This window comes from Ruegeria sp. BA2 (assembly GCF_056539605.1).
On the sequence record NZ_JBQFVE010000019.1, the window covers coordinates 31,880 to 52,640 of the forward strand.

General features: G+C 59.4%; 20 protein-coding genes. All 20 read right to left on the bottom strand.

The window, feature by feature from the left end:
• Positions 1-92: 92 nt before the first annotated feature.
• The 20 genes from ACR0NN_RS23495 to ACR0NN_RS23590 all read right to left on the bottom strand — a co-directional run bounded on the left by ACR0NN_RS23495 (position 93) and on the right by ACR0NN_RS23590 (position 20,570).
• On the bottom strand, positions 93-989 hold the full coding sequence (locus ACR0NN_RS23495) for an FAD:protein FMN transferase (protein ID WP_170723789.1): 897 nt from the start codon (positions 987-989) through the stop codon (positions 93-95).
• Positions 986-1,501, bottom strand: a complete 516-nt coding sequence (locus ACR0NN_RS23500; RefSeq protein ID WP_170723790.1) for a nitrous oxide reductase accessory protein NosL — start codon at positions 1,499-1,501, stop codon at positions 986-988. Before ACR0NN_RS23500 ends, ACR0NN_RS23495 begins: the two co-directional genes overlap by 4 nt.
• Positions 1,498-2,319: an ABC transporter permease gene (locus ACR0NN_RS23505; protein ID WP_170723791.1), complete on the bottom strand. Its 822-nt coding sequence runs from the start codon at positions 2,317-2,319 to the stop codon at positions 1,498-1,500. The genes ACR0NN_RS23500 and ACR0NN_RS23505 overlap by 4 nt, the downstream gene beginning before the upstream one ends.
• Positions 2,316-3,209 (bottom strand): ABC transporter ATP-binding protein, encoded by an 894-nt coding sequence (locus tag ACR0NN_RS23510; protein WP_170723792.1) that lies wholly within the window; start codon positions 3,207-3,209, stop codon positions 2,316-2,318. Before ACR0NN_RS23510 ends, ACR0NN_RS23505 begins: the two co-directional genes overlap by 4 nt.
• Positions 3,199-4,455 carry a nitrous oxide reductase family maturation protein NosD gene (locus ACR0NN_RS23515; protein ID WP_480685661.1) on the bottom strand — a complete coding sequence of 419 codons (1,257 nt, stop codon included), beginning with the start codon at positions 4,453-4,455 and terminating at the stop codon, positions 3,199-3,201. The genes ACR0NN_RS23510 and ACR0NN_RS23515 overlap by 11 nt, the downstream gene beginning before the upstream one ends.
• A gap of 2 nt (positions 4,456-4,457) precedes the next feature.
• Complete coding sequence (gene nosZ, locus ACR0NN_RS23520) at positions 4,458-6,365, bottom strand: TAT-dependent nitrous-oxide reductase (RefSeq protein WP_170723794.1); 1,908 nt, start codon at positions 6,363-6,365, stop codon at positions 4,458-4,460.
• Positions 6,366-6,379: 14 nt separating this feature from the next.
• Complete coding sequence (locus ACR0NN_RS23525) at positions 6,380-8,503, bottom strand: 4Fe-4S binding protein (protein WP_480685678.1); 2,124 nt, start codon at positions 8,501-8,503, stop codon at positions 6,380-6,382.
• 44 nt (positions 8,504-8,547) lie between these two features.
• Positions 8,548-9,012 carry a DUF2946 family protein gene (locus ACR0NN_RS23530; RefSeq protein ID WP_170723796.1) on the bottom strand — a complete coding sequence of 155 codons (465 nt, stop codon included), beginning with the start codon at positions 9,010-9,012 and terminating at the stop codon, positions 8,548-8,550.
• Positions 9,013-9,115: 103 nt separating this feature from the next.
• Positions 9,116-9,379, bottom strand: a complete 264-nt coding sequence (locus ACR0NN_RS23535; RefSeq protein WP_170723797.1) for a hypothetical protein — start codon at positions 9,377-9,379, stop codon at positions 9,116-9,118.
• Entirely contained in the window at positions 9,336-10,961 is a 1,626-nt protein-coding gene (locus ACR0NN_RS23540; protein WP_480685662.1) for a cytochrome D1 domain-containing protein, read from the bottom strand. Before ACR0NN_RS23540 ends, ACR0NN_RS23535 begins: the two co-directional genes overlap by 44 nt.
• Positions 10,936-12,150, bottom strand: coding sequence for a heme d1 biosynthesis radical SAM protein NirJ (gene nirJ / locus ACR0NN_RS23545; protein WP_170723798.1), 1,215 nt, complete (start codon positions 12,148-12,150; stop codon positions 10,936-10,938). The genes ACR0NN_RS23540 and nirJ overlap by 26 nt, the downstream gene beginning before the upstream one ends.
• Positions 12,151-12,154: 4 nt before the next feature.
• Positions 12,155-12,637 (bottom strand): siroheme decarboxylase subunit beta, encoded by a 483-nt coding sequence (gene ahbB / locus ACR0NN_RS23550; protein WP_170723799.1) that lies wholly within the window; start codon positions 12,635-12,637, stop codon positions 12,155-12,157.
• Entirely contained in the window at positions 12,634-13,083 is a 450-nt protein-coding gene (locus tag ACR0NN_RS23555) for an Lrp/AsnC family transcriptional regulator (protein ID WP_170723800.1), read from the bottom strand. Before ACR0NN_RS23555 ends, ahbB (ACR0NN_RS23550) begins: the two co-directional genes overlap by 4 nt.
• Complete coding sequence (gene ahbB / locus ACR0NN_RS23560) at positions 13,080-14,069, bottom strand: siroheme decarboxylase subunit beta (RefSeq protein WP_170723801.1); 990 nt, start codon at positions 14,067-14,069, stop codon at positions 13,080-13,082. The genes ACR0NN_RS23555 and ahbB (ACR0NN_RS23560) overlap by 4 nt, the downstream gene beginning before the upstream one ends.
• A gap of 3 nt (positions 14,070-14,072) precedes the next feature.
• On the bottom strand, positions 14,073-15,218 hold the full coding sequence (locus ACR0NN_RS23565) for a cytochrome D1 domain-containing protein (protein WP_170723802.1): 1,146 nt from the start codon (positions 15,216-15,218) through the stop codon (positions 14,073-14,075).
• Positions 15,215-15,586 carry a c-type cytochrome gene (locus ACR0NN_RS23570; RefSeq protein WP_170723803.1) on the bottom strand — a complete coding sequence of 124 codons (372 nt, stop codon included), beginning with the start codon at positions 15,584-15,586 and terminating at the stop codon, positions 15,215-15,217. Before ACR0NN_RS23570 ends, ACR0NN_RS23565 begins: the two co-directional genes overlap by 4 nt.
• Positions 15,579-16,340, bottom strand: a complete 762-nt coding sequence (gene cobA, locus ACR0NN_RS23575) for a uroporphyrinogen-III C-methyltransferase (RefSeq protein ID WP_170723804.1) — start codon at positions 16,338-16,340, stop codon at positions 15,579-15,581. Before cobA ends, ACR0NN_RS23570 begins: the two co-directional genes overlap by 8 nt.
• A gap of 191 nt (positions 16,341-16,531) precedes the next feature.
• Positions 16,532-16,933: a plastocyanin/azurin family copper-binding protein gene (locus ACR0NN_RS23580; protein ID WP_170723805.1), complete on the bottom strand. Its 402-nt coding sequence runs from the start codon at positions 16,931-16,933 to the stop codon at positions 16,532-16,534.
• Between the two features lie 54 nt (positions 16,934-16,987).
• On the bottom strand, positions 16,988-18,772 hold the full coding sequence (locus ACR0NN_RS23585; RefSeq protein WP_170723806.1) for a NapC/NirT family cytochrome c: 1,785 nt from the start codon (positions 18,770-18,772) through the stop codon (positions 16,988-16,990).
• A 121-nt stretch (positions 18,773-18,893) separates the two neighbouring features.
• Positions 18,894-20,570, bottom strand: a complete 1,677-nt coding sequence (locus tag ACR0NN_RS23590) for a cytochrome D1 domain-containing protein (protein ID WP_170723807.1) — start codon at positions 20,568-20,570, stop codon at positions 18,894-18,896.
• Positions 20,571-20,761: the final 191 nt, after the last annotated feature.

Here is a 20,761-nt window from a genome sequence, read left to right on the forward strand (position 1 = left end):
TTCGATCAACCAGAACCAAGCTAAGAAAGCTTCGTACTTCACTTGGCCGGGTGGGAAAGCGACACTTTTTTTCGATCAGCTCACATGTTTAATCAAACCAACACTTCGAGTCTCGCATTGGGAAACTGGGATAGGACCAAGTTGATCCGCTCAGTCGGGGTCACGCACAATGTGGTGGATAGCCCGTCCGCTAATGCGGCAGTAGGTGCTGAAACTGAAACAGCCTCGTGAAACACCAAAAGAGATATTGGATCGAAGATATGCCCCGACCTTTCCGCCATGCGCATGGCACCGGGGACCGAAGTGGCAACGGCGCGGTTATGCAGTTCTATCCTGCTCAGCACAACGTCATTTGGACCGGCCAGTCCGACCTGCCAAGCAGCACCGTCGGTGCGGTTGTCCATTCCGGCAATTTCGCCCATGTTCACCAACACATTCTGCAAGCCGAACAACCGTAACAGGTTGGCGATGCGGTCCGTTATTTCTCCTTGTGCGATGCCATTCAGAGTTATTGCGGCGACACCCGGTTTAGGCAATCGGATTTCATTACTTGTCACTGACACCTTCTGCCAACCAACTGCGTCTTGGGCTGTTTTCAGCTCCAATGCACCAGACCCACTAGCAAGCGCGCTCCACAAAGGCTGAATTGTCGGATCAAATGCGCCGTCCGATGCATCGTGCAGAACGTCGCAGAGGCTGAGCAGGCTCAAAAGCTCGGGTGAAGGGTGTTTCAGGAGTCCCGACGTGTTCAGTTGGCACAATTCTGACTCGGGCCGATAAAGGCTGAAGATCGCCTCTAACCGATCCAACTCAGCTTCAACCGCGGCGAAGATTGGGGCAGCGTCGGTGTTGGTCACACCTTCAAGCTGCAAGCTGGCCGGTGCACCCAATGCAATACCGCGCCATTGTGCAACGGCACCAGCCGTTGCAGGCAAGGCAGCGCAGGCGGCCGAAATGCTCAGGAAACGGCGGCGTGTCAGAAAGGTCATGCGGGTGTCTCCAGCACAAGATCGAGATCGACGGGGCCCAGAACCTCGGTATCTGGTATGTCGGACAAGGGCAGGGTCGTGCCGCCATAATCGGCGATGAACGCTTGGGCTGCGGTGGGATCGCCAAAAGGCACCACTTCGCGCGCACCCATGCCACCGGCGACATTGGCCCCAACCACAAAGCTGGCGCTCTCTGCGTCGATCCAGTTCGAAATCCCCGGTTGCCGCCAACTGGGCGCGACGCTCATGTCGCTGACGTAGACGGCAGTGATCTTCGCGTCCCGCTCGGGGCTTTTGAGATAGGCCACCATGTCGCGCACCTGTGCAAAGAATAAAGGTGCGGGGTAGCCTTCCAAGTGGATCTGCCCCTTCGGCCCGCCATGTTCGGCGATGTTCATCTGGCAGAAAAAACTCAACGCATCGGGGGTCAGGTCCACTGGACCGGGGGCCTCGGCCACCTCTTCTTTACAGGCGATAAGCGCGATCAATGCGACCAGACAGAAGCGTTTCATGGCTCAACCCTCCGGAATGCGGCGCGGGCAAGGACGAATGCCAGCAGCGGCCAGAGCAGCAGCGAGGCAGGCGCGGCCCAGACGGGCAGGGCCTGCGCAGCTCCGGTCATGCCTGACGCCATCGCAACGCCTTCGGTTGCGGCGATGTTCCACAGACGGAAAGCGTCGGCCGGGTTGGCCACCATCACCCAAGGAAAGACGGATTGGGTGAAGGTGCCGCCCTTGTCCATGACGACGGCCCCCAACAGGCCCAAATCATAAAGGACGACAAAAACCAGCCACAGCCCGGCCGACAAACCTGCCGCGGCCGTGGCCCCCTTTGCCAAGGCGGACAGCAGGTATCCAAGCGCCAGAAACACAGCGCCCAACAGGATCGAAGTGAGGATGAGGCGCACCAGAGCCATCAGGCTTTCCGGCCCCGCGCCACCAAAGAACGACGCCACCGCACCTGCAGTACCGAAACCGATGGTCATTGCGAAGGCCAGCGCGGCCAGATGGGCGGTGAACTTGCCCAACAGGATTTCTCCGCGCCCTGCCGGGTAAGACAGCAGCAGTGACAGGCTGCCGCGATCCACGTCGCCGGCGATGGCGTCAAAGGCGATCATCAGCGCCAGCAGCGGCGCAAGATAAACCGACAGCGTGGTCATCGAGGCCACCGAAACGGTCAACATGTCGACCCCCAGCGTGCCGGTTGGGGCGCTGCCTGCAAAGGTCAGTGCCAGAGCGAACAGAACCATGATCAGCGTTGCAACCAGCAGCCAGCGGTTGCGGCGTAGGATCAGCATTTCAGTGCGGGTGATGGCGAGGAAGCGGGTCATTGCAAACCCTCCTGTGCGTAGTGGCGATAGAGGTCTTCCAGCTTGGGCGGCGTCATTTCCACATCCGCGACCGCGCCGCCCAACCCGGCGATCCGGCGCAGCGCCTCCATCTTGTCTTCGGGTGAGCAGAGCAATTCAACGGATGCCCCATTGATCCGGCTGCCGCCTAATTCAGCGGCCAGCACATCAGGATTGGTGCTGGCGCGTACTTTCAGGCGGATCGGCAGACCGGCCAGCGCCGACAGGTTGGTCAGCGTGTCATCGGCCACCATCCGGCCCTTGCGCATGATGGCGATGCGGTCGGTGCGGGCCTCGACCTCGGTCAGCGCATGGCTCGCGATCAGAACGGCGGTGCCTTGGGCGGCCAGTTCGTCGATGATGGCGTACAGGTCCTGCCGAGAAATCGGGTCCAGCCCGCTTGTCGGCTCATCCAGCAAGGCCACTTTCGGTTGGCCCAGCAGCACCTGCGCCAGACCCAGACGTTGCCGCATCCCCTTGGAATAGGTGCCGATCCGGCGGTCCAGCGCATCGCTGAGGCCGACACGATCCAGCAAACCGGGCACATCGGCTTTTACGCCTGAAAGCTGCGCGAAAAGGGTCAATTGCTCGCGGCCCGTCAAGGCGGGATGAAACGACACCGCTTCGGGCAGATAGGCCGTCTCGCGACGCGCCTGAGCACTACCGGGGGTGGCGATCCCGATCCGAATGGCTCCGCCATGGATCGGTGTTAGGCCGAGGATGGATTTGATTAGGGTCGACTTGCCCGCGCCGTTATGGCCCAGCAGCGCAACGCGCTGGCCGGGGGCAAGAGACAGGGTGATATCGTCAAGAACGCGGGTTTTCCCTCGGTCCTTGAGAACATGGTCAATTGACAGGGCCTTATCCGTCATGAGGCACCTTTTTCATAGCTGGGGGTTCAAGGGCTTGCATCAGTGGGTTGCTGTCCATCACACCGCCCGGCAGCAGCGCCGGGAAGGCCGATTGCGACCAGCGCACCAGCTGCACGGCGGGCGAGCCGAGCAGCAATTTGGCTGCGGGTTGGGTCCACAGCACATGGTCCATACTGTCATTGGGGCGATAAGGGGCATCGGCAATGCCGTTGCCATCCACATCATAGGCGGCGAAATCGGACCAGTAATTGCCGCGCCCGTCTTCGGACCACTCGACCCATTTGGTCGAGACGTATTTCACCTGAGTCCGGTTGCCGACAAAGGCATTGCCGACGATCCGGTTGCGTTCACTGCCGGCGGTAAAGTGGATGCCGATGCCGCAACCCTGGAACCAGTTGTCAGTGAACTCGTTTTTGTTCGAATTGTACAGGAAGGTGCATTTCTCTTTCGCACCTTTCACCACATTGCCGGTGATGACGCTCTTGTTGGCATAGTTCAGCATCACGCCATGTTCGCGGTCGTCAATCGAGACATTGTCGGTGACTTTGACATTCGATGTGAACATCACCGCATAGCCCAGATCGTTGCCGATCGAGACGTTGTTGCTGACCTCGGAATTGTCGGCATACATGTAATGCACCGCAAAACGCAGATCGCGGAACAGGTTGCCGGTGAACAAATTCTTCTTCGAAGAATTTACGAAAATCCCATCGCGGCCAAACTGAATGTCATTGTCGGCGACTACGGCTCCGGGTGCGTTCCAGACATAAACCCCATTGCCGCGCGCGTTCATGTGGCGGTCCTGCCGCCCCTCGATCCGGTTGCGGCGTACGATGCTGTCCTTGGCCCCGTGGATGTCGATGCCATAAAGGTTGCCCAGCAGCACGTTATCCTCGACCACCGGCGCGTGGGCCGTCTTGGTCAGTTGGATACCGCTGTCGATCCCGTCATGGTCCGAGCCAGAGCCGATCACTGTCAGCCCACGCAGGGTCACGCCCGGCCCAGTCACGGTGATGACGCTGCCATCACCTTGTCCATCAATGGTGGCCTGTCCCAGCCCGTCAATCGTGACGGGCCGGTCCAGAACCAGTGTTTCTGTGTAGACACCGGGGCTCAGGCGGAGGGTGTCTCCATCCGCCGCCTGCGCCAGTATCTCGTTGATGGCCCCCGCCCGGTTGGGCACATCCCAGTCCGCCGCCCAAAGGGGCGAGCCGAGCAGGAGCGGTATGAGCAGGGACCAACGCATCGTTACGCGCTCCGCGGCTCAACGAACATCCGGCCGCGCATTTCCATGTGCAGCGCGTGGCAGAACCACTGGCAATAGTACCAATGCACGCCCGGACGATCGGCAATGAACGTGACCGAGGCGGTGGCCTGCGGCCCGATCTCCATCGCGATGCCAAAGTTTGACAGGCACAGCCCGTGGGTCACGTCATCCACATCATCCAGGTTGGTGACATAGATGGTCACCTCGTCACCCTGTTTGACGGTGAATTTCTCCATGCTGAACACAGGTGCCACGGATGTCATATAGACACGCACCTTGTTGCCATCCCGGATCGGCTCATCCGCGCCATAGTCCAGATCGACGCCATCGGCTTCGGCCTGTTTGCGCGCATCTTCCCACATCGGGTCGTTGCGATCCCAGACGTTGACCGGGTTCACCTTGGACCGGTGCACAAGGATCGAGTCATGCGGTTCCGCAAAGGTCGGCCCGTCATGGACCACCTTCATCTTGTCGCCCGAGATGTCGATCAACTGCTCATTCTCAGGCTTCAGCGGACCCACGTTCAAGAAGCGGTCTTTCGAGAACTTGTTCATCGAAATCAGCCACTTGCCGTCAGCCTCAGCAGTCTCACCCATCGAGGTCGAGTTGTGGCCCGGTTGATACTGCACGTCCACCTTGTCAAGGATCGGATCAACGTCCGCACCGCCATAGGCTTCGATGGCTTTGGCGATGTCCCATTTCACAACCTGGCTGTCCAAGAACAGCGTGGTGAAGGCATTGCCCTTTCCGTCAAACGCGGTGTGAAGCGGGCCAAGACCCAGCTGCGGTTCGGCAACGATGGCCGAGCGCGGATCAGCGTTGTCGGCAAACAGCGCGTCGACCTTCTCAACATCGATCACCGACACGGTCGGCGACAGCTTGCCGTTGATCATGATGTGTTTCTTGTCGGGTGCGGCGTTCACACCATGCGGCGAGTTCGGGATCGGAATGTAACGGGTCAGGTTGCCACCGGCCTCTTTGCGGCCATCCACAACTTTGACGCCGTTCAGCTCCTGATAGTTGCCCGCAGCAATCGCGTCTTCGATGCCTTTCAGGTTGAACACGACCACATGGTCCAACTCATTCTCGGTCATCTCGGCAAGGTTCATCCCCATTTCCGAGTTGTACGAGGTCGAGAACGCATATTTGCCCTGATAGTCGCAGTCGGTGTTGTCGAGGTTGCCCGACACCATCACCTGCCATGCGATCTCCATCGTATCACCATCAATGGCGGTAAAGATGTTCACGTATTGCGACGGATCGTCGAGGATCTGGCCGTCATTCACCAGCGGTGCTTCGTGCTCGCCATTGGCGAAGACATAGCCGGTGCGCGGGTATTTCTGCGGACGCAGACCGTGGATGTCATGCGCGTTCGGGATTTCGATGATCTTGTCGCATTTCATCACGTCACAGCGCACGCGGGCCACGCGGGTGTTGGCCTTGTCGTTCATGAACAGATAGCGGCCGTCATAGGTGCCATCGGTGAACGACATATGCGGGTGGTGCAGGTCGCCATTGTCATAGGTAACCTTGCCGTTTGCCGCCAGGAACTCTTTGGTTTCGGGCAGCAGACCTTCGGTCAGGATCTTCAGCGACTCGTTGGTCTGGCCCCAGCCAGTGGCCGAGCAGCGGTTGAACACCGGCACCCGCATCAGCTCGCGCATCGAGGGCACGCCCAAAATGCGCAGCTCGCCGGTTTGGCCTGAAGACCAGAAGCCATAGTATTCGTCCAGCTCGCCCGGCTCCAGATGCGCATTGGCTGCGGCACTTGCTTGGCGCGCGGTCATCAGGGTCGAACCCAGACCGGTCCCGGCAATCACCGCGCCGGTGGCGGTTGCCCCCAGCATCCCGCGGCGTGTAATGTTCAGTTTCTTATCGTGTTCCGACATGATCGTCTCTCCTTTTAGGAAACGGTTTGCGGTTTGGCGTTCGGATGGTTCGCCGGTGGCTGTCCGAGTGGGGTCTTCATCTGGACCGACCCTGTCTTGGCCCGCCGTTTCAACTGGCGGATAACGACGGGACATTTGTCCTCGGACTGGTAGAGCACCTGACAATGCAGGCAGGTGACGCACTCGTTCGGATTGATCTCACCGGTCGGGTGGATCGCCTGAACGGGGCATTCGTTGGCGCAGGTCTGACAGGGGGTGCCGCAATCCTTGTAGCGGCGCAGCCAGTCGAACATGCGAATACGGGCAGGGATCGCCAGCGCTCCGCCCAGCGGACAGAGATAACGGCAATAGAACCGTTCGATGAACAGCCCGATCACCAGCAAAGCCAGCGCAAAGACCACAAACGGCCAGTCGCGCATGAATTTCAGGATGATCGCGGTTTTGAACGGCTCGACCTCGGCATATTTCTCGGCCAGCGGGATCGAGACAAAGCTGATCCCGAACAGCACGAGGAAGATCATGTATTTTGCGGGCCAGAGGCGTTCGTTCAGGCCCCAGGGAAGGGTCCATTGTGGCACTTTCAGCGCGCGCGCGATCTTGTTGGTCAGTTCCTGCAGCGCACCAAACGGGCACAGCCAGCCGCAATAGGCCCCGCGCCCCCAGAACAGCAGCGCGGCGGCCACGGCAAACCACTGGATGAACACCAGCGGATCCAGCAGGAAGGCATCCCACGAGAAGCCTGTGCGTAAGCTGCCCGCCAGCGCCATCAGGTTCACCACGCTCAGCTGCGCATTGGCGTACCAGCCGATGAAGAACAGGGTCATGGTCAGGAACCCGATGCGGAACCAGTAGAACACCCGCGCATTCATCGTGGCATGGAATTGGAAAAAGAAGGTGGCCGTCAGCACCAGCAGCATCGCACCCAGAACCGCGATCTCAACAACGCGGTCCTTCCAGATACGCTGCCATAAGGCAGCCTTGGCTGCGGCCTCGTCTGTTGCGTCATCAACGACCGTAGGCGCTGCGACTGGCAGCAGATAGTGTTCGGGCAGCTTGTATCCCAGATCGAAGGTCAGAAAGGTTTTCTCAACCGCACCCACGGCGCGTTGCACCAGTAGTTGCAGGCGGAACGGCTCGGCAGGATCGAACTCGGCATCGGCAGGGATTTTGAAGATATCCAGTTCAGTGAAACTTGGCGCGTCCGGTGCTGCGACCTCGCCCAATCGGCGCTGCTGACGGTCAAAGAACCGCACCGAGCTGTCACCCTGGATCAGCTGAATACGGTCAAAGATACCACCGCGCACATAGCCCGAACCCTTAAAGCTATAGGCCCCGCGCCCCAGCACCAGAATGGCCTGTTCCCCTTCGTCCAGCCAGTCGATCAGGTTCTGATATTCGGCCTCACCCAGCAGTGATTTGCCAATTGAGGGCACCGAGACCAGCGCCATATGCATGTCGATAAACGTGTCATCGGGTTCGCCCGGCTCGGGCCGTTTGATGGCGCGCTGGTCGCCAGTGGCCTCAAACGCCGCATTGGCCTGGCCGACATCCAACGTCAGCCGCCGCACCGATCCGTCGCCCGACAGCGTCGTCCAGTCATAAACGGCATCCTGTGCCATATCGACTTCGCGCTTCGGCCCATCGACTTGCAGGGGGGACAGGCCCCCCAATCCCAGCGCTCGGGCCACTTTGATGCCGCCGCGCACAAGGCTGTCATCGATCACCATGATCGTGACGGTGGCGCCCGAGATAATGTCGAGGTCATGCCCCTCACCGCCGGTTTCTGCCTCAACCTTCAGGTCCAGACCGGCATAGCCTTCGGTCAGATCAACCATCCGCGAGTTGGGGATGCCGATTAGAACGATGGGTTCCGAGTGTTTGACCAGTTGCACCCCGGTCAGCACCGCATCCTGATCGATGCCTGCAACCACATGGATCGGTTTGCCGGAATACCCGGTGGTACCCACGAAGTCAGAAGTCAGGAAAGCCCAGGCAACGGTCTCGCCGCCCTTCAGGACGGGCGCAACCGGAACGTCATCGCGGACCGGCCCGAAGGCATCGGCTCCCGGGGCCAGATCGGCGGGTTCAATCTCGGGCAAGAAGCTGGCCAAGCTGTCCGCTTGGGCACTGATTGCCATCAGGCAAGACAGGACAAGGGCCAGAAGGAAATGGATTGCGCGACTTACGACCACGGCGCACCTCCGATACTTAAGGTAGACGCCATGGACGCGCGCGGGGCGCGTTCAGTTGTTCCTTGGGTCAGTAATGGGGGCCCTCGGGTCTCGGGCCACAGCTGATCCGACTTGTACAACACGGAAGATTTGCTGTTCTGAACCTGTACAACACAGAAGAGTCCGATTTCTGCGACCTGCGCAAGCTCGGGCACAGGTGCCGCGCTGGTCACCGCACACAGCGCGCAATCCGCGCATTTCGGGCAATACGCGGTCGGGTCATCGGTGTCCTCATCCAGATCAACCTCGACCCAAACCGCGCCACTTTCCGAGCAGATCTCTACCCAGACACTTTCACCGGGACTCGCCAGCACCGGTGCAATGGTCTGCAACAAAAGAAGGAGCATGCCTGCCAACCCGGCCGCCGTGCGGATCGCACGGGCAGGGAGATTGTGCAAAGGGACCAGGGCAGGCATGGAGACTCCGACTCGGGAAGCTATGCCTGAGTTCTAGAAGATTCGGTTTTGCAGATACTTGACTTAAGTTAGGTGCAGTGAATTTCTGGTTTTCTATTTGAAATCAATCATCTGCCTCGTCCATCAACCCGCGCACCCATCGGCCCGCCAGCCACGAGGCTGGTATGCCCAAGGGGATCGACCACAGGATCGCAGGCACTGGCTCAATGGCTCTATACCCTGCACTGTGCAGGATCAGACCGAGCAGGAACAGATTGATCGCCACGGTCAGCATCGTGGCTGGATAGAGCAATATGGCCAGCTTCCAGACTGGCCATTTGCCCTCAGTGGCTGGTGCCTTCCGAGAAGGAGATTTTGTTCCAGACATTGTACTTCCCAGACGGTTTGCGCATCGGCAGGCGGCGGACCTCTTCCAGAGTTTGCGCGTCAAAGACAATCACCGCCCCGTCATCCTCCCAGATCGACACCAGCGCATGACTTCCATCCTTGGTGAACTCGACATGGGCAACGGTTTTGCCGGGTGCAGGGCGCATAGTCCTAATGATTTCAAGGCTTTGCTTGTCGATGACATGCATCGCGTCCTTATTGGGACCGAAGAACACATCGGCCCAGACATAGGGCGAGTTCTCATGGCTGCGCATGAAGAACCCCGGACCTTCGGTCTTGATCCGCTTAACGGTTTCCCATGTCTCCATGTCGATCACCGAGACCGTGCCATCAGTCAGATGCGGCGTGGCCATCACGGTCGTATCGCCATATTTCCAAGTAATCCCCGAGCCCAAATGCGGCATCCCAGGCAGGTCCAGATCGGCCACTTTATGCCCGATCACCAGATCGATTACTTGCCCGCCCTTACCATCACGCGAGGCGCCCATGACGTACTCATAGCTCTGGTCAAAGAAGAAATCGTCCAGATAGTCGGGTGTGGTGATCTTACGTACCGGGAAGGGATCGGGGTTCTTGAACTGACCTTCGATGCGGAAATCATGCCCCAGCCCGAATTGCGGCGGGTTCGCCCCATAAAACACCTCCCAAATCTCGGGCACGTCTTTTAGGGCCAGCACAAAGCTTTCCCGCGGCGGGGCCTGATAGACCGCTGAAACGCGACTGGGAACACCTTTTTTGCTTTTGACTTCAATGACTTTCGCCACCGACAAATCGTCGGTCGACAGCAGGGTCAGCGCGTTCGGCAAATAGTTCGCTACTGCCACCCAATTACCGTCACCCGACATGGCGATGTTGCGGCTGTTCAAACCCGCGCGCACGCGGCCCACCTGTCTCAATGCCCAGATGTCGTATTTCTGCACCCAGCCATCGCGAGACATGATGAAGACATAGCGACCATCCGGGCTGAACTTCGGCCCGCCGTGGACTGCAAAGGGTGTCTCGAACCGGTCCAAAACTTCGAATGTGTCGCCGTCCAGCACGCTGACATGATGATCGCCCGTCTCAACCGCCAGTGTGATGTTCATCGGGTCACTATCCCAGACGGGCGCGTCCACCGGCACATAGCCCTCGTCCAGAATACGGCTGGCCATGATATCGGCCTCGCCCCATTCAGGGTCGGTTTCAAGCGGCGACTTCAACCACCCTGCCAGTTCCTCAATCTGTAACGCATCCAATTCATGCGAAAACGCAGGCATCTGCGTGGCCGCGCGTCCCTCTGCTATTACGGCGGCCACGCGCGGTCCACGCATCCGTTTCAACGTCTCGGGGATCAGAGCCGGACCAACGCCACCCAAGCGGTTTTCACCGTGGCACGAGGCACAGTGTTCGGCATAATCCGACGGCGCATCGGCCCAGGCGGCACTCAGGCTCAGGATCGAGCACAAGGCCCCGATCTTCATCTTTTCAAAAATACTCCCGCCGGAGGCTCCCGCCCGCGTCACGAGCGTAGCGGTTGAAAGCTTTGCACTTACGGTGTCAAAAGAACTGATGCGCCGGATCATGACGTTTCCCCCGGAATGGCGTGACCTGCAGGCGCTCGCCCGCATCCTCGACGCCGATTTCTTGATTTGACAGATAGCAGGCCGGGTCCTCGGCCCATGGATCGCCAGTCACTTGCAAGGCCCGAATGCGGGTATTGCCGCCGCACACATCCTTCAACTGGCAAGCTCCGCAGCGCCCTTTCAGCGGGCGCGGACGGGTGCGCAGCATGGCGAGCATCGGATCATCTCCGGTCCAAAGCTCTGAAAAGGAACGGGTTTTCACATTTCCTATGGTGTAGTCGGACCAATAAGTGTCGGGGTGTACGCGGCCCAGATTGTCGATATTAGCCACGCCCAACCCGCTGGAGTTCCCGCCCCACGCCGCCAGATGGTCGCGTACATGTGCGGCTTTGGAGTCGTCGAAATGAGCCCGAACCCAGTTCAGGAAATACCCCGCATCGGCGTCGTTATTGCCGGTCACGATGTCAAGCGGACGACCACCCGAAGCAGCCTCCCACGCGCGTTCCAGCAACAAATCCAGTCCTTTAAGGGTGCGCAGATGCGCGGCATCCTCGCACCGGTTCTTGTCGCCGCGTCCGGCATAGACCAGATGCGACAGGTAAAACTTGTCGACACCTTCATCGTCACACAGCTGCAGCAAATCGGGCAAATTGTGCTGGGTGCCTTCGGTCAGACAGAAACGTAGGCCCACTTTGATGCCGCGCTTCTTGCATTCCCGCACGCCACGCAGGGCGTCGGCAAAGGCGCCTTCGACCCCGCGGAACCAATCATTGGTAGCTCCGATCCCGTCCAGCGAAATGCCGACATAGTTGAACCCCACATTGGCGATCATGTCAGCGGTTTCGTCGTAAATCCGCGTGCCATTGGTCGACAGCGCCAGCATCGGCACCAGATCGCGGGCGCGTTTGGCGATGTCGAAAAAATCGAACCGATCCAGCGGTTCCCCACCCGAGAGGATCAGAGCCGGGACGCGAAATTGGCCCAGATCCTCAAGGGTTACCATGGATTGCTCATGGCTGAGCTCACCGGGGAACGCCACATCCGCCGAGACGGTATAGCAATGGCGGCATTTCAGATTACAGCGCCGCGTCAGGTTCCAGATCACCACCGGTTTCACCGGCCCGGGGCGGCGCTTGCGTACCGGGGTCGGGGTGACCAGTTGGTGCATGTATTCGGTCAGGCGGAACATCGTCTCAGCCTTTCTGTTTCAGGCGCAGCCCGGTTTTCTTCAGGATGCGCGTGGAATAGAGGATATCTTTGGCCCGGCAGGCATCGCCCAGAATGGCGGCGATCTGCGCGCGCTTTTCTTCGACCTCATCACGGTCTTTGCCGTGGACCATGGCGAACAGGTTATAGGGCCAGTCAGGCAGGGCGCGCGGGCGTTCATAGCAATGGGTGACAAAAGGCAGCGCGCCGACATGTGCGCCCAGTTCAGCGACGCAATCGTCGTCAACATCCCAGACGGTCATACCATTCGATGTCATGCCCAGTTTGTAGTGGTTCGGAGCGGCGGCGATGCGGCGGATGACGCCGCGCGATTTCATGTCGGCCAGACGGAACAGCAAGGCGTCCTCGTCGATGCCAAGATCTGCCGCGACTTGTGCATAGGGTGCAGACACCAGAGGCAGGCCGCCTTGCAGCGCCTCGATAATCTCTCTGTCTTTCGCGTCGATCATGCCGCCACCCGGAAGCCGACGAAGAATTCCTGTAGTTTGGGGAAACGGAGAACCCGTGTCCCCGTTTCCCGTTCGATTGCATCGGCCGTGGCCTCGATCCCCTCGGGCGTTTCGGTGGCCAGCACTAACCACATGTTCAGCCGGTGCGTGCGTTCATAATTATGGGCAACCTCGGGGTGCGCATTGACTTTGGTCAGGACGGTTTCGAAATCCTCGGGCGAGACGACCATCGCACACAGACAGAACGCGCCACCCATCGCAGCGGCGTCGAAGAAAGGGCCGAACCGGGTGATGATGCGCTCATCCTTCATACGTGAAAGACGGCTCAGCAGCTCATTTTCCGGGATACCAATTTCCTCGGCAATCGCGGCATAGGGATGAGAGGTCAGTGGCAAGTCGTCCTGCAACCGGTTTAGGATTGCGCGGTCGGTTTTGTCCAGCGTCATGCGGCTGCCTCCTTTGGTTGGATCAGCGCGCCGGTCTGTTTGAAGCAGTGGGTCGAGAACAATACCTTGTGCTTGGCTCCAAACAGTTCCGGTAGGGCGGCGGCACCGGCCAGAGTATGTCGAGCTTCTTTGCGCGAACGGGCGTGGATCATCGAATACAGGCGGTACGGCCAAACCCCCTCGACCGGGTTGCGCTCGTAGCACAGCGTCACACCCGGATAGGCGGCCAGAGCTTTGCCAGCAGCGCTAATTTGTTCGACAGGCAAATCCCAGACGACCATAGCATTTGCCGACCACCCCAGCGCGCGGTGCCGCACAATCACCCCCAAGCGTGAGATGATAGCAGCAGAATGCAAGGCTGCGATGCGAGTCATCACGTGATCTGCATCGCGATCCAATGACCGGGCCAGCGCAGCATAAGGGTCGACGACAAGCGGTAGACCCGAGCTAAGCGCCTGCAACAACGAGCGGTCGCCATCCTGCATGGCATCCCGATCCACCCGACGCGGGCCGGGGACGTTTCTGGTTTTCCCCGACATGCGGAACCCCAGATCGACGTTGAAGGGGCGTACAAGCCGCAGGTCCAGTACGCGCAGACCAGAGCGGTGTGAGATACGGGCCAGTGTGTCGTTCACATGCGCGCGGTCCGGGCCGGTGGCGACGAACCACAGATTCCAGTCGTCCTCGCGCTGATAATTGTGGTTCACGCCGGGTTCCGCGTCGATCAGGGCCGCGACCTCTTCCAGACGTTCATCAGGGGCGGCGACAGCGGCCAGAGTGCTGGCGGATACAGCGCCTGGCGCGATCGTAGCGCCCACCCGCGTAATCCGCCCGGTGGCGCGCATTCGGGTCAGGCGGTCCACTACTTCAGCTTCGTCCAGCCCGAGCGCATTTGCAAGAACCTGAAACGGACGCTCGGTTAAAGGAAAATCGCGCTGAAAGTCGTCCAGCAGGCGGCGATCAATCGGGTCGGTGATATGCTCCATCGATCACAGCCCTGTTTTGTGCGCACGCGCAGTGAAGAAGATGCCAGAAGGGCTGTCGGCCTCGATTTCCCGCAGCTTTTTAAAGCTGTGCGTGTCGTAGACCATCACTTTGTTTGCATCGCGCACACTTAGCCACACCTCATGTCCGCGCGGCGTGAACTCCATATGCAGCACCGCAGGGCCGGGTTTGAATTCACGGATGATCTCTTTGTTAACGCTGTCGATCACCTGGATCGTGTCGTTCAGCGGGTGGGCAAAGTTTACCCAGACTTGCCGTCCATCGGGTCGCGCCATTGCAAAGACCGGCTGCCCGTGCGTCTTGGTGCGTCCGGTTTCAGCCAGAGTATCGGCATCGATCCAAAGCACCTCATGATGGCCGACGGCGGGCAGGACAAACTCCCGACCCGTTAGCGCCCAGCCTTCGAGGTGGGGCATTTTGTAGACCGGCATCTCTTCTTGCCCGCGCCCATAGTTGGGCAGCACGCGGATCGGTTCGGGCGTCTCGGCCCAAAGGTCCAGTGCGGTCAGGCCGTCCTCGCCGAACAGACCCGTGATATAGGTGCGGCCATTTGCGGTGATCAGCGCGTCATAAGGATTCTTGCCCATGTCAGGGATTTTGGTGATCGCGGGGTCGCCTCTGGCGAAATCGGCGATCCAGGTCTCGCCCGTGTCCCACATGGTAAAGACAAACCGGCGGCCCGGTGCGTCAACCAGACCGATGGTTTTGCCGTCAGTTGGGATGTCGGCTACCATTTCCAGCGTGTCCGCATCAAAGACCCGTACGCCGCCGGGTTCATAGTTCGACACGGCGACCAGTTTGCCGTCATCCGAGATGGCCCCGCCGATTGCATTTCCAGCTTGCACAACGCGGTTCGCGATCTTGCGAGTGACGATATCAACCTTGGTCAGTCCGCCGTCACGTCCGAAGACATAGGCGAAGCGTTGGTCAGGCGAATAAACCAGCGACGCATGAGACAAATCACCCAGCCCTGCGATCCGGGCCAGTGCGGCGCGCTCGGATTGATCGACCAACAGGACCGAGCCTTTGGCCCGTTCGATCACAAGGCCGAGGTCGCCGGTCGAGGTGGGTTCGGCCTGCGCGCTGGTCATCAGCAGCGTAGCGGCAAGTGTGAGGATAAGCTGTTTCATTGTGCCTCCTGTGCCAGCAGATAACGGGCGATCCATTCAGCCTCTTCTTCGCTGATCAGGGGCCGCCATGGGGGCATTGCGGTGTCGGGAATGCCATCGAGAATAACGCCGGTCAGAACCTCGGCGTCGTAATGTTCCAGCGTTTTGGGGCGCAGATCAGGACCAAGGCCGCCTTTGAGCGATAGCCCATGGCATGAGCCGCAATCCTGATGGATCAGACGCTTCAGTGCGTTGGGGTCAAGCGTGTCGGCGGCGAAGGCTGTTGTGGCCACAAGTATGGCCGACGTGAGAACGGCGCGCGCAGTCCATCCCTTGCGTCCTGCGGTAGCTGATTGCTGTATTGATCTCCGGGAACCAAGCTTAGCCATGAGCTTGCTCCAGCAACTCGGCCACAGGTCGCTCGGCGTAGAGTGATACCACCTTGCCAATGATAAACAACGTGGGGGCGTCCAAACCGGTTTCGCGCACATCTGCTGCCAGCCGGTCCAACCGTGACACCAGACGGTGCTCATCCAGGGTGGTGGCTTTGCCAACTGCCAGAACCGGGGTCGCGCCTGGCAGGTTCTCGGTCATCAGCCCCATGGCGATCTGGCCGATATTGGCGACGCCCATATAGACGACCAGCGTCGAGTCCGGGTCGGCCAGACGTTTCCAATCCAGATCCAGTACCTTGTCAGCCTGCCGGTGCCCGGTGACATATTGCACCGATGTCGCCAGCCCGCGATGGGTCAGCGGCACGCCGGTGGAACAGGATGCGCCTTGGGCTGCAGTGATGCCTGGCGCGTAGTCGACAGGGATGCCGTTTGCCATCAGATGCGCGGCCTCCTCTGAGCCGCGCCCGAAAATCATCGGGTCGCCACCCTTGAGCCGCGCAATGGTGTGTCCGGCGCGGGCTTCTTCAACAAGGATGTCGTTGATGCGATCTTGCGGCACGGTATGGCATTTCGGGGTCTTGCCAACGGGGATCAGCCGTGCGCCCTTGGCGTGCATGGCAAGGATATCAGCCGAGACCAGACGATCATAGACCACCACGTCCGCCTCTTGCAGCATCCGTAGCGCGCGCAGGGTCATCAGTTCGGGGTCGCCAGGGCCTGCGCCAATCAGAAAAACCTTACCGCTCATGTACAAACTCGCTTGGTTCGAATGTCTTCGGAGCCCGGAATTCCTGCGCGGTTTTGGGACTTTGCTGGGTGAGCCGGGCGTGTCATGGGCCAAGCCTGCCGCAATCGAAATGGAACCTCCTTGACTAAAGTTAAGGAGCGCAGGATTTGGCCCCGCGCTCCTCTCTCTCATGCCTGTATGGTTGCCTCAGCTCAGGGTTCGACGGTGATCATGCCGATCATGTTCTGCGTCTCCCAATGGGGTCCGCACAGATAGTCCTGCGGACCGGGGGTGAGGAAGGTCAGATCAACCGATTCCTCGGGAAACAGGCGATCGCTTTCGGGTTCGCTGCCATCTTTCAGAAGAACCGAATGGCTGGTTCGTTTGTCGACGTTGACCCAGCGCACTGTTGTGCCCGGTTTCACCGTCAACTCGACTGGACAGAAGGTGTATTTGTACATCAGCACCACCTCGGCATCCTCAACGGCGGATAAGGGCTGACCGAACAGCTCCACATAGCGCTCTTCGGCCTCAGCACATAGCTCGGCAGTTACATCCGCCCAAGCGGGCGCGGCAATAAGCAGCAAAGCGGGAAGAAGGTGTTGGGGTTTCATCGTCCAAATCTCCTCTTCTAAGTGGAACGGGCCGGATCGCCCGGCCCCTGTCCTTTATTGTTTGACCACGTTGATGAAGGCGCTGTCATCGTCCAGTGCCAGGCTGGTATCCAGCGTCACATGGTGGAACCGTGCGGCGGCAAAATCATCGTGGATGGCAAAGCCGACCGTGTAGGTCTGACCGGCCTCCAGCGGCACATCGCCGGGCGCGCCCGAGTTCAGCGGGCGGGTGAAGACCACGATCCACACGCCCGCGTCGAGGCTGGCCGAGGCGGCGATTTCGCCGTCATTGACCACGCGCTGTTCAAGCAGATAGCCGTTCGTGGCACTGCCGTCTGCATAAACGCGCATCAGGTCCAGATAGGTGCCGTCGGCCAGATACTGCTCGATCTGATCAGCCGCCTGCAGTTTGTCCCAGCCACCCAGCGCCTTGCCGCGACGGCCTTTGATCTCGACCTCGGTGCGGCTTTCGCTGATGTATTTGGTCACTGTGTCCTGCGTGAACAGACGGCCCGAAACATCCCCGTTTGCGGCAATCGCCTCGGTACCCGGATCGAAGGGCATGTAGGAGTTGTCTGCGTGGCATGAGGCCCAGCAGCCGACCTGATCGCCCAGCTCAATCCCGGTGCCAGTGATCATCATGGCCACCTTGATCTTGTTGTCCGGGTCCATCTTGCCGCCATCCACAAACGGGGCAGGGTTGTGACCCGTATCCGGCCATTGCAGACGGATGTACAGGTTCTGATCATCATGAGCCGCCTGCACCGTCGCGTCGATTACACCGCGCTTGCCGGGGATCGGCGTGGGTTCCAGATCGCCACCGGCCACGATCTTGTTGCCGATCGCATCCAGCTCGGCTGCGTGGCAGGTTGTGCACTTGTCACCGCCCTTGGTCAGCGGGCGCGCGCCGCCGTGGGATCTGCCGTTCTGGACCCACTCAAACGAAGCCTGACCGGGATAGAACAGTTTCATATCCGCGCTTGGGACCACCGCCCAATCGATATTCGTACCGACATCGCTGCCGCCACCTGCGGCGGCTGTGGTTTCCTGGCCAGAAGCGTTGGCGCGTTCTTCCGCGACAGCGGCATCAACTGCTGCTGCGATTTGAGCTTGCACCGCTTCTAGCTGAGCCACACGCGCGGCTTTCTCAGCTTCGGCATCGGCAGCTTCCTTGGCTTCGATGCGTTCGAGGCTTGCCAGATATTCGGCCGGAATCTCGCGAATGAACGCAGGGGTCGGGGCCTCCAGTTCTTCCAGATACTCTTCATCGGCCCGATCACGGGCGTCCGAGTGCGCAATTCCCTTGTGGCAGTCGATACAAGTCTGACCGACCGTCATCGCGTTCAGGTGCTGCTGTCGGGCGCGGGGTTTCTGGAACTCAGGCATCATCGATTCAAAATCGTGGCAGTTGCGGCATTCGCGCGAGTCGGTGGATTTCATCCGCTCCCATTCGTTCATGGCCAGATGCACGCGCTTGGCCTCGAATTTCTCGCGGGTATTGATGGTGCCGACAACCTTGCCATACAACTCTTTTGAGGCTTTGATCTTGCGGATGATCTTATGCGTCCAGTCCTTGGGCACGTGGCAGTCAGAACAGACCGCACCCACACCCGAACGATTCACGTCGTGGATTGTGCCGGTGTATTCCTCGTAAACGAAATCTCGCATTTCGTGGCACGAGACGCAGAATTCCTTGGTGTTGGTCGCTTCCATGGCGGTGTTGAACCCGCCCCAGAAGATGATGCCGGCAGCAAAGGCTGCAGCAAGACCGGCCACGGGCATTCCCCACAGGAAATACCGGCGCCAGATTGGTTTTTTCTTTTCCGGTTCCGAGGTCATATCCGGGCTCCGTTTTGGCTGTCTAGTCTGGCCTTATGTGGCCGGTGAGTTTGTCGGATGGATCAAACGAAGAAAGGGCGGGCGAGGGGCCCGCCCTTTGTGATGCTGAGTGCCAAACCCGTCAGGTGACGTGGTTCGACCGGTTGTAGACGTTGAACTTACCGGTCGGGGCAAACAGGCCCTTCACGCGGCCGATCTCTTCCAGCGTTTTGGCGTCGAAGATCACGATCTCACCGTTTGGCTCTTTCGAGGTCGAGCGGTTCCACTTGGAAACCCAAACTTCGGAGCCGTCCTGGTTAAACTCGAAGTGAACGGCGACATTGCCTTCCTCTTCAGTGATCTGGATCGTTTTCACGATCTCACCGGTGGCCTTGTCGATGACCTGCACCGATTGCTGGATTTCAGGCTCAGGATGCTTGGTCTGATCAGCCCAGATGTAATCCGATTCCGGGTGTGTCCGGATAAACAGACCGGGTCCGTCGGTTTCAACCTCGTAGCAGACCTTCCAGGCGTCGTCCGGGCGACTTTCGGGGTCGTTGCCCCAGACGGTAACCGTGCCTTCGCCCAGGTGGGTTGTTCCGGCAACAGGACCACAATTCGGGTCATCCCAGTTGGCGCCCGGGCCAGGGTGCGGCAGTGGCGCGGTGTCGATCAGTGCTTCCAGTTTGTGGGTCTCGGTATCAACCACGACCATCTTGTTCGACGCGTTTGCAGCGATCTGGAAGTACCGGCCCGATGGATCAAAGAACCCGTCATGCAGGAACTTGGCGCTGTCGATCTTGTCGATCCGCAGGTTGTCTAGATCGGAGTAGTCCACCTGCCAAAGCTGACCGAGTTCCTTGACGGCCACGATCCATGTGGGCTCGTTCGGGGTGGTGTAGATGGCCGCTACGCGCGCCTCTTCCACATAATCCCCGTCTACGTTGTAGCCGCGGGTCGAGACAACCTTTTTCGGCTCCATGGTTTCGGCGTCAACGATGGCAAAATGAGGCGGCCAATAGGCGCCACCAATGACGTATTTACCGTCACCAGATACGGCCACATCGCGGGCGTCATAGCCAATGGTAACCTCGGCAACCAGCATATTCTCGGGGTTCTGCCACAGGTCGATCTTGGTCATTTTGCCGTCGCGGCCCATAGTGTACCAGAAGCGGCCGGGATTTTCCGGCTCATCCAGTTTATGGTGTTCCGAGGCTTTCAGAACGTGCACCGCATAACCTGTCGGAATATGCGCCAGCACTTCTTTGGTGTCGCCGTCGATCACGGCCACCTTGCCCACATCACGTTCGATGACCACGAAGAAGTTTTCCCAGTTGCGGCCATGCAGCGGCTCGGTCGGGTAATCTTCAGGTTCGACATAGACTTTGCGCGTCGCCATCATCTGCTCAAGCGACATTTCCGGCGGCTTGGGCGGCTCCATCTGGATGTAGGTCGCCATATCGCGTATTTCGTCCTCGGACATCACGTCCGAGAAGTTGTTCATCCCGCCTTCGGTGCCCCAGGCTATGATCTTCTCAAGCCTTTCCTGCCCCAGTTTCAGAGTGCCCGTCTCGGTCACGGTGCCGTCGGCGTTCCTTGTTTCCACCAAAGGCTCAAGGCTTTTGCCGGTCGCGCCCTTGCGCAATACGCCGTGACAACCGGCGCAGCGTTCAAAGTAAAGTTGTTTTGAGGATTCAAAGGCTTCCTTGCTCAGGGTTGGCTCGTCGGCAAAGGCTGGTGCAGCGACGCTGCCCAGCAGCATCGCCAAACCGACGCGCAAGGCGCGGCCAGTTTTGTTGTAGCTGATTCCAAGTGACATGATCACTCTCCATTTGCTGGTGAGGCAGGTCCAAGGGTGAGACATCGCGCGTGGATACTCCTTGACGAAAGTCAACGCTGCGGGTGCAAATCTGTTGGCGGATTGGAAAAAAGAGCCAAAAAAACCTCAGGAAAATTTGGGTTATGGATGCATGTTTTTGCGGTTTTGATTTTGGTTAAGTTACGCGTGCG